Below are 6,734 nucleotides of genomic sequence, written 5' to 3'. Positions count from 1 at the left end.
ATGGCCCATGTGAACCGGGTCCAGCGGGCCGCACAGGCAAAGTAACGCGCCAATTCACCTCTGCGGGGCAATCACTACGCAGTCCCAACCTTGCTCGACCAAAGGTCGAGCAGCGCCCGTCCACCCCCATGGGCGGGCGCTTCGCTTCCGCCCGCGGACAAGCGCCAGAGCCTCCGAAGCTCCTGAAAATCCTAGTCGCCCCCGGTCCAAGACTCTTTTGCGCGATCCCATTCGCGTTTCAGGAAGTAGAGAACTGCATAAGTCACAAAAGCAAAAGCAGCGCCCAGAGCTGCCACGTCGAGTGTTGTTTCAAACCAATATCGCAAGGCGACAGTCTCTACCCACTCCGCAGCTTGAGGACCTGACCGCAGCAAGATGAAATAACGCCCATTCTCAAGCTTGGTGTCCAAAACATACCCACCAAAGGCCAAGGTGGAAGTCACCCCCAGCACCAGGCAAATCGCGGCCAGAACGACGACAAGATCACGCACCCGGCCCAGAACGCGCACTGGGCTACGCCAGAAACCGGGCAGCGATCTCACCCGACAAATAGCTCACCCGCCCGCCGGACAGTGTTGCCGCTACACGCTCGCTCGCCTTGTCGAGGATCACCAGGTCCGCGCGTTTGCCCAGCGTTAAGTCTCCACGATCCGTGAGCCCCAGAAGCTGTGCGGGACCAGAAGACACCAGTGCCCAGGCCGCGGAGAGATCCAACACGCCGTTGCGGGCCAGCAACAGGGCTGCGCGGCGTGGGCTGGGGTAGTGGTAGTCCGAGGCCAGCGCATCACACAGCCCCATCGAGATCAGCTCCAGCGCCGAGGCATTGCCCTTGTGCGATCCACCCCGGACCACATTGGGGGCCCCCAGAATAATATGATCACCGCCCGCCCGTGCTGCCTGCGCTGCCTCCAGGGTTTCGGGGAACTCGGTGATCTGAACCCCGCGCGCGCGCCATATCGTCCGATCAACCTCGGTCTGGTCATCATGACTGCCAATCCGCACGCCCTGCGACCGCAGCACCGCACAGAGCGTTTCCAATGCTGCGGGCACTTCGCTGCTTCGGCGGTGCATCTTCTGCAACATCTCCAGATGTTTGTCCGGGTTGCGCCCGGCTTTCAGCGCCTGTCCCGTGAGCCGCGGCGGCTTTTTGCCCCCTGCCAAACGTGCGTGCGGCAGATGATCATTGAACACCACATAGGAAATGCCCCAGTCAGAGACCTTATCCGGCAGGGCGGCGTAATCATCTAGCAAATGGGTCTCAAACCGCAGCTGCGGCAGCAGATCTGTGACCAGACCGGCGCGTACCTCTGCGATGCCTTCAAATACCCGATGGGCAAATTCCGGCCCGCGCAGCCCGCCCTCCCAGCTATAAAACTGCGCCAGAACAGCCGTGGTCAGGCCATTGGCAGCCAGTTCGGCCTCGGCCGCAAACAGACCCTCAGTCAGCTGTTTCATCGCCCCACGACGGGGTGCCAGATGACGTTCAAACCCATCGCCGTGGGGATCAATAATGCCCGGCAAGACCAGATAGCCCGTAAGGTCGACACGCCTCCCATGGGCGGAATTGCTGATCTTCCCCTCCGCAATCGCAATCTCGCCATTCGGCATCAGCCCATCAGGCAGCAGCACGTCGCCGCCTTGAAACGTCAGCTCCAGCTGCCTCATTGCTCCTCCTCCGGCACCAGGACCGGGAGCGGGAGCGGCAGGCCATATTGGCAATCCGTGCCAATGCAACTGTCACGGATCAGATCAGAAAGCGCATCCATCCAGACAATACCGGGGTCAAACCTCCCTTCAGAAATGAACTCCAACACCTGCGCAATGACCAGCGGGTCGTTCATCATGAACGTATGTGTAACCGGCAGGATCAGGTGATCCTGCATGCCCTCCACTTTGGTGCTGGCGACTGAAACCTTGCCGTCGTCCTCTCCGGGGATGATGGCAGAGAACACCGGGCTGATGGATTGATTTCCGGCAATGACCCCCAGCGGGAAATCTACCGGCGGCAGCATTTTGGGAAGACTGTCCGCGCCGGTTCCCAGGCTCTCACCCGCCGGTCCGTTGATCATGCCAAAAACCTCCCAATCGCCCAACTCGTCCACCACCTCGCTGCCCTGATTGGGCGGCCCCAACATCACCGTGTGACCTAGGTTCGCGGGACGGTTCGCCGGATCCTTCAGGTGCTGACGCAACAGGATCCCGCCCATGGAATGGGTGACAAAATGGATAGGCTGCTCTGCTCCGCAGGCCTGGATTGCGCCCGGCAGGGTCCGGTCAGCCAGTTCCGGCACCGGAAAATCTGTCGAGTCATAGCCCGGTCGCACCACCTGGTGGCCACGGCTGAGCAGCACCTGCTCCATCACCACAAAAGAGTTCTCAGATCGGGCCAGCCCGTGCAGCAGGACCACGCAACCCGCCTGGGCAGGTTTTGACAGCAGGAGCAAAGCGGGCAGGAATAGGGGAAGGATCAGGTATCGCATGCCCATCAAATAGGCATTTCAAGCCTTTGAGAAAACCCCTGTTAGCCGCGTTTCGGCGCCCAAATCACCAGGGCAATCCCCGCCAGCACAACGCCCGTACCCAGAATCAGTCGCAGCCCGAGGGGTTCCGCCAGGAAGACCACACCGCCGAGGATCGCCAGCACCGGCACGCTCAGCTGAATGGTGGCGGCGACAGCGGGCTGCAGCTGTGGCAACACCCGGTACCAAAGCGCATAGCCCAGACCAGAGGTAACGGCACCAGAGATCACCGCCAGCACCACTCCAGGCACAGTGATCAGGCTGCCGCCCTGCAAGCCCCAGACAAAGGGCAGCATCATGGCTGTCGCAAACATGAAATTTGCGGCACTCGCCGCCAGCGGATCGCGCACGCCGCGCCCCAACAGGCTATAGGCCGCCCAGCCAATCCCACTCAGCGCCATCAGGGCTGCATCCCACAGCGGCACCTGCACGTCCTGATCAGGCCAGATCACATAGGCCAGGCCAGCAAAGGCCACAGTGGCCCCAGCCACCTGCCCCAATGTGGCGCGATTGCCGGTCACCGCTTCCCAGCCAAACATGGCGATCTGCACCACGCCAAACAGGATCAGGGCGCCAAGACCCGCATCCAGCCCCTGATAGGCGAGACAAAACCCGATCATGTAAAGCGTCAGCGCTGCGCCGCCTTTCAGGCTGGCCGCCAGCGGTTGATTCAACCCAGCTCCGCGCAAACGACAGAGCAGCACCAGCATCGCCGCCCCCGCTGCCAGCCGCAACAAGCCAAAGCCTAGCGCATCCATATAGCCCCAGCTGATCGCCATCCGCCCCAGCACCGAATTGGCGGCAAAGGCAATAAGAACAAGAATGACTAGCGCGGTAAGCTGCATCTTCAGGCCTCGATCAGGCCGGCTGATCCGGCGCGTTGGGAGATTTCAGCCAATCGCTAGCCCAAGCCCAGAGGCAGAGCAACCACCCCTGAGACACTGCAGAGAAGAAAACCCTTCAGAGCTCGGCAAAGGCCGCCGGGTAGATCAGGCTTTGCTCCGGCACATCTTCTCCCCGCTTCAGGATCAGCGTATGCGACAGCGGATAGGGGCTACGCAGCTTTTGCGCCCGTGCCAGATCAAACCCATGGCGGCCATAAAAGGAAGGTTCCCCCAGCACAACAATCGCCTCCGGCAACTGATTTGGCATCTCATCCAGCAGGCCATCCAAGGTCATTTCATAGAGCCCCGCCAGCTGCTGCAACATCCGGGACCCAAACCGCCACGGCCGCCGATAGGCCTCGTCCTGCGCTTCGCCAACCACCATGTTTGGATTGCCTCCTGCCAGTTTCCCGCCCTGCCACTCTGGCCGCACTGCCATCGGCGCCAGGCAGGCCCAGCCTGCGGGCGCCTGCATCCGGCTCAGGGCAAAATACCCACCGATCCTGCCCTCCCAGGGCTTTTGAAACTCCAGGAGCATATCACCATCGCTGCGCAACTTCCGCACCAACCGCGCCTCGGCATCCGTTGGGAAGGCCGCATTCAGCAGTTCCTCAACCTCGTCATACTGCGCCGCAGAGACATCCCGCATTGTATCCGGACCAACCACCATCTCACGCCCTCCCCATCATCTTTCCAAAAATATTCCCGCCGGAGGCAGGCCCCCATCCTGCGCCACATTTGCGATCACCTGCGCTGATCACGAATTTCCAATTCATTCATGTTTCACAGTTAACTGGCGTCTGTTTCAGAGCTTCCCATTCGCTGTGCAAATTCAACCAATATCTGCTCGTAATATTCAAACAACTCGTGGTACTTCTGAGCATCATCAAGCTCTCGACAACGCTTGATCCGAGATCTCAGTTCCACAACTTCCTGCCGCCAAACTGAATAATCTATGCCCGGCAAGCCTGATGGCCATTCGTGGAAAATGAAGTCTAAAACCCTGAGCCATGTTCCCAGCAGCCCCTTTCGAACTCTCGGATCACCTGGAGCCATGGCATAGGCTAGGCGCCAAAAATCCAAATCAGTCTCAACTTTGAACCTGCTATGAAATTCGGGATCGGAAATCCAATTATGGTGGCATTCCGCCAAAGCAACTACGGCCTCCAGTTTTCCTTCTAGGTAGGCCCTGTGAAAAACTGGTAACAACAGTTTCTCCCACAGCTCATGGCGAATTCGGCTAGCGCCGTTTCGGTGCAAATCCTGCCAGTTTTCCCAAACCCAAACTGACTTTTCATCAAGATCGGAGAAGCTCTCTACAAATGCCAAAATATGCCTCTTGGCATCTCTTTTTCGCCCCTCAGCCTCTGCCAACTGAAAGGCTGTAAGTTCCTCCAAACGCATAGTGGCCTCCAATTCGCTCAAGTGATGGCCTTCCTCACCAACTAAATCCAAAGGTGGAAATACCTACTTTCTATTCGCCTAAAGGCAAGTCAACAAAATGGAACTCCCTTCGCTTGCACAAAAAAGGGGCCGCCCGAAGGCGACCCCAAAATCATCCGGTAGGATGGCTTGACTTACATCATGCCGCCCATGCCGCCCATGCCGCCCATGTCGGGCATGCCGCCAGCAGCTGCGCCGCCGTCTTTGGATGGCTTGTCCGCAACCATGGCTTCGGTGGTGATCAGCAGGCCAGCAATCGAGGCCGCATCTTCCAGCGCAGTACGTGCCACTTTGGCAGGGTCGATCACACCAAAGGCAAACATATCGCCATATTCTTCGGTCTGAGCATTGAAGCCAAAGCTGGTGTCGTCGCTTTCGCGCACCTTGCCAGCAACAACCGCACCGTCAACACCAGCGTTCTCAGCGATCTGACGCAGAGGCGCTTCGATGGCTTTGCGCACAATGACGATACCGGCGTTCTGGTCAGCATTGGCGCCTTCCAGAGTGGCCAGGGCTTTACCGGCCTGAACCAGAGCAACACCACCACCAACGATGACACCTTCCTGAACGGCCGCGCGGGTCGCGTTCAGCGCATCGTCAACGCGGTCCTTGCGCTCTTTCACTTCAACTTCGGTCATGCCGCCAACGCGGATAACAGCAACACCGCCGGCCAGTTTGGCAACGCGCTCTTGCAGCTTTTCACGGTCGTAGTCGGAAGTGGTTTCTTCGATCTGCGCACGGATCTGGCCAACGCGGGCTTCGATCTCGGCTTTGGAACCGGCACCGTCAACGATGGTGGTCTCGTCCTTGGTGATTTCGACCTTCTTGGCTGTGCCCAGCATGTCCATGGTGACGGACTCGAGCTTCATGCCGAGATCTTCGGAGATCACCTGACCACCGGTCAGGATAGCGATATCCTGCAGCATGGCTTTGCGGCGATCGCCAAAACCAGGGGCTTTGACAGCAGCGATTTTCAGGCCGCCACGCAGTTTGTTCACAACCAGAGTTGCCAGGGCTTCGCCTTCAACATCTTCAGCAATGATCAACAGAGGCTTCTGCGACTGGATTACCTGCTCGAGCAGGGGAACCATGGACTGCAGTGAAGACAGTTTCTTTTCGTGCAGCAGGATCATGCAGTCTTCGAGATCTGCAATCATCTTGTCAGCATTGGTCACGAAGTAAGGCGACAGGTAGCCGCGGTCGAACTGCATGCCTTCAACAACATCGGTCTCTGTTTCCAGACCTTTGTTTTCTTCGACGGTGATCACACCCTCGTTGCCGACTTTTTGCATCGCGTCAGCGATCTGGCTGCCGATGGCTTCTTCGCCGTTGGCGGAGATGGTGCCAACCTGGGCAACTTCAGCAGAGTCTTTTACGTCACGGGCAGAGGCTTTGATGCCTTCAACGACTTTGGCAGTTGCCAGGTCGATGCCGCGCTTCAGATCCATTGGGTTCAGGCCAGCAGCAACCTGCTTCAGACCTTCTTTGACGATGGCCTGAGCCAGAACGGTGGCAGTGGTGGTGCCGTCGCCTGCTTCGTCGTTGGTACGGGAAGCAACTTCCTTCACCATCTGGGCGCCCATGTTTTCGAACTTGTCTTCCAGTTCGATCTCTTTGGCAACGGAAACACCATCTTTGGTGATGCGTGGCGCACCAAAAGATTTGTCCAGAACCACGTTACGGCCTTTGGGGCCCAGGGTTACTTTAACCGCGTCAGCCAGTACGTTTACGCCGGCGAGCATACGGTTGCGGGCATCGGTGTCGAATTTGACGTCCTTAGCAGCCATGTTTTATTCTCCTCGAGAAAATCTGTGTTTTTAGCGATAAGTTATGGGATCAGAGAAGCCAGTTGGGAAAACCCGGTGGCTTACTCGATGATGCCCATGAT

The 6,734-nt window shown here is 58.4% G+C and carries 7 protein-coding genes; all 7 read right to left on the bottom strand.

Going from position 1 to position 6,734, the window contains the following annotated elements; all coding sequences use genetic code 11:
- Window positions 1-191: 191 nt before the first annotated feature.
- The gene (locus ABJP42_RS16330; RefSeq protein WP_348342227.1) at window positions 192-491 is read right to left on the bottom strand and encodes a hypothetical protein; all 300 of its coding nucleotides are present in this window, start codon (window positions 489-491) and stop codon (window positions 192-194) included.
- A gap of 22 nt (window positions 492-513) precedes the next feature.
- Window positions 514-1,665 (bottom strand): alpha-D-ribose 1-methylphosphonate 5-triphosphate diphosphatase, encoded by a 1,152-nt coding sequence (locus ABJP42_RS16325; protein WP_348342225.1) that lies wholly within the window; start codon window positions 1,663-1,665, stop codon window positions 514-516.
- Window positions 1,662-2,480, bottom strand: coding sequence for an alpha/beta fold hydrolase (locus ABJP42_RS16320; protein WP_348342223.1), 819 nt, complete (start codon window positions 2,478-2,480; stop codon window positions 1,662-1,664). The genes ABJP42_RS16325 and ABJP42_RS16320 overlap by 4 nt, the downstream gene beginning before the upstream one ends.
- A 41-nt stretch (window positions 2,481-2,521) precedes the next feature.
- Window positions 2,522-3,364, bottom strand: a complete 843-nt coding sequence (locus ABJP42_RS16315) for a DMT family transporter (protein WP_348342221.1) — start codon at window positions 3,362-3,364, stop codon at window positions 2,522-2,524.
- Window positions 3,365-3,479: 115 nt separating this feature from the next.
- Complete coding sequence (locus ABJP42_RS16310; RefSeq protein ID WP_348342219.1) at window positions 3,480-4,073, bottom strand: GNAT family N-acetyltransferase; 594 nt, start codon at window positions 4,071-4,073, stop codon at window positions 3,480-3,482.
- A 119-nt stretch (window positions 4,074-4,192) separates the two neighbouring features.
- Window positions 4,193-4,828 (bottom strand): hypothetical protein, encoded by a 636-nt coding sequence (locus ABJP42_RS16305; protein ID WP_348342217.1) that lies wholly within the window; start codon window positions 4,826-4,828, stop codon window positions 4,193-4,195.
- Between the two features lie 152 nt (window positions 4,829-4,980).
- Complete coding sequence (gene groL, locus ABJP42_RS16300) at window positions 4,981-6,633, bottom strand: chaperonin GroEL (protein ID WP_348342215.1); 1,653 nt, start codon at window positions 6,631-6,633, stop codon at window positions 4,981-4,983.
- Window positions 6,634-6,734 lie beyond the last annotated feature (101 nt).

Origin of the sequence: Pseudophaeobacter sp., from assembly GCF_039971195.1 — a bacterium.
In the GTDB taxonomy this organism is placed as follows: domain Bacteria; phylum Pseudomonadota; class Alphaproteobacteria; order Rhodobacterales; family Rhodobacteraceae; genus Pseudophaeobacter.
Note: the sequence above shows the minus strand (reverse complement) of the source record. Positions and strands in the feature narration are given on the sequence as shown.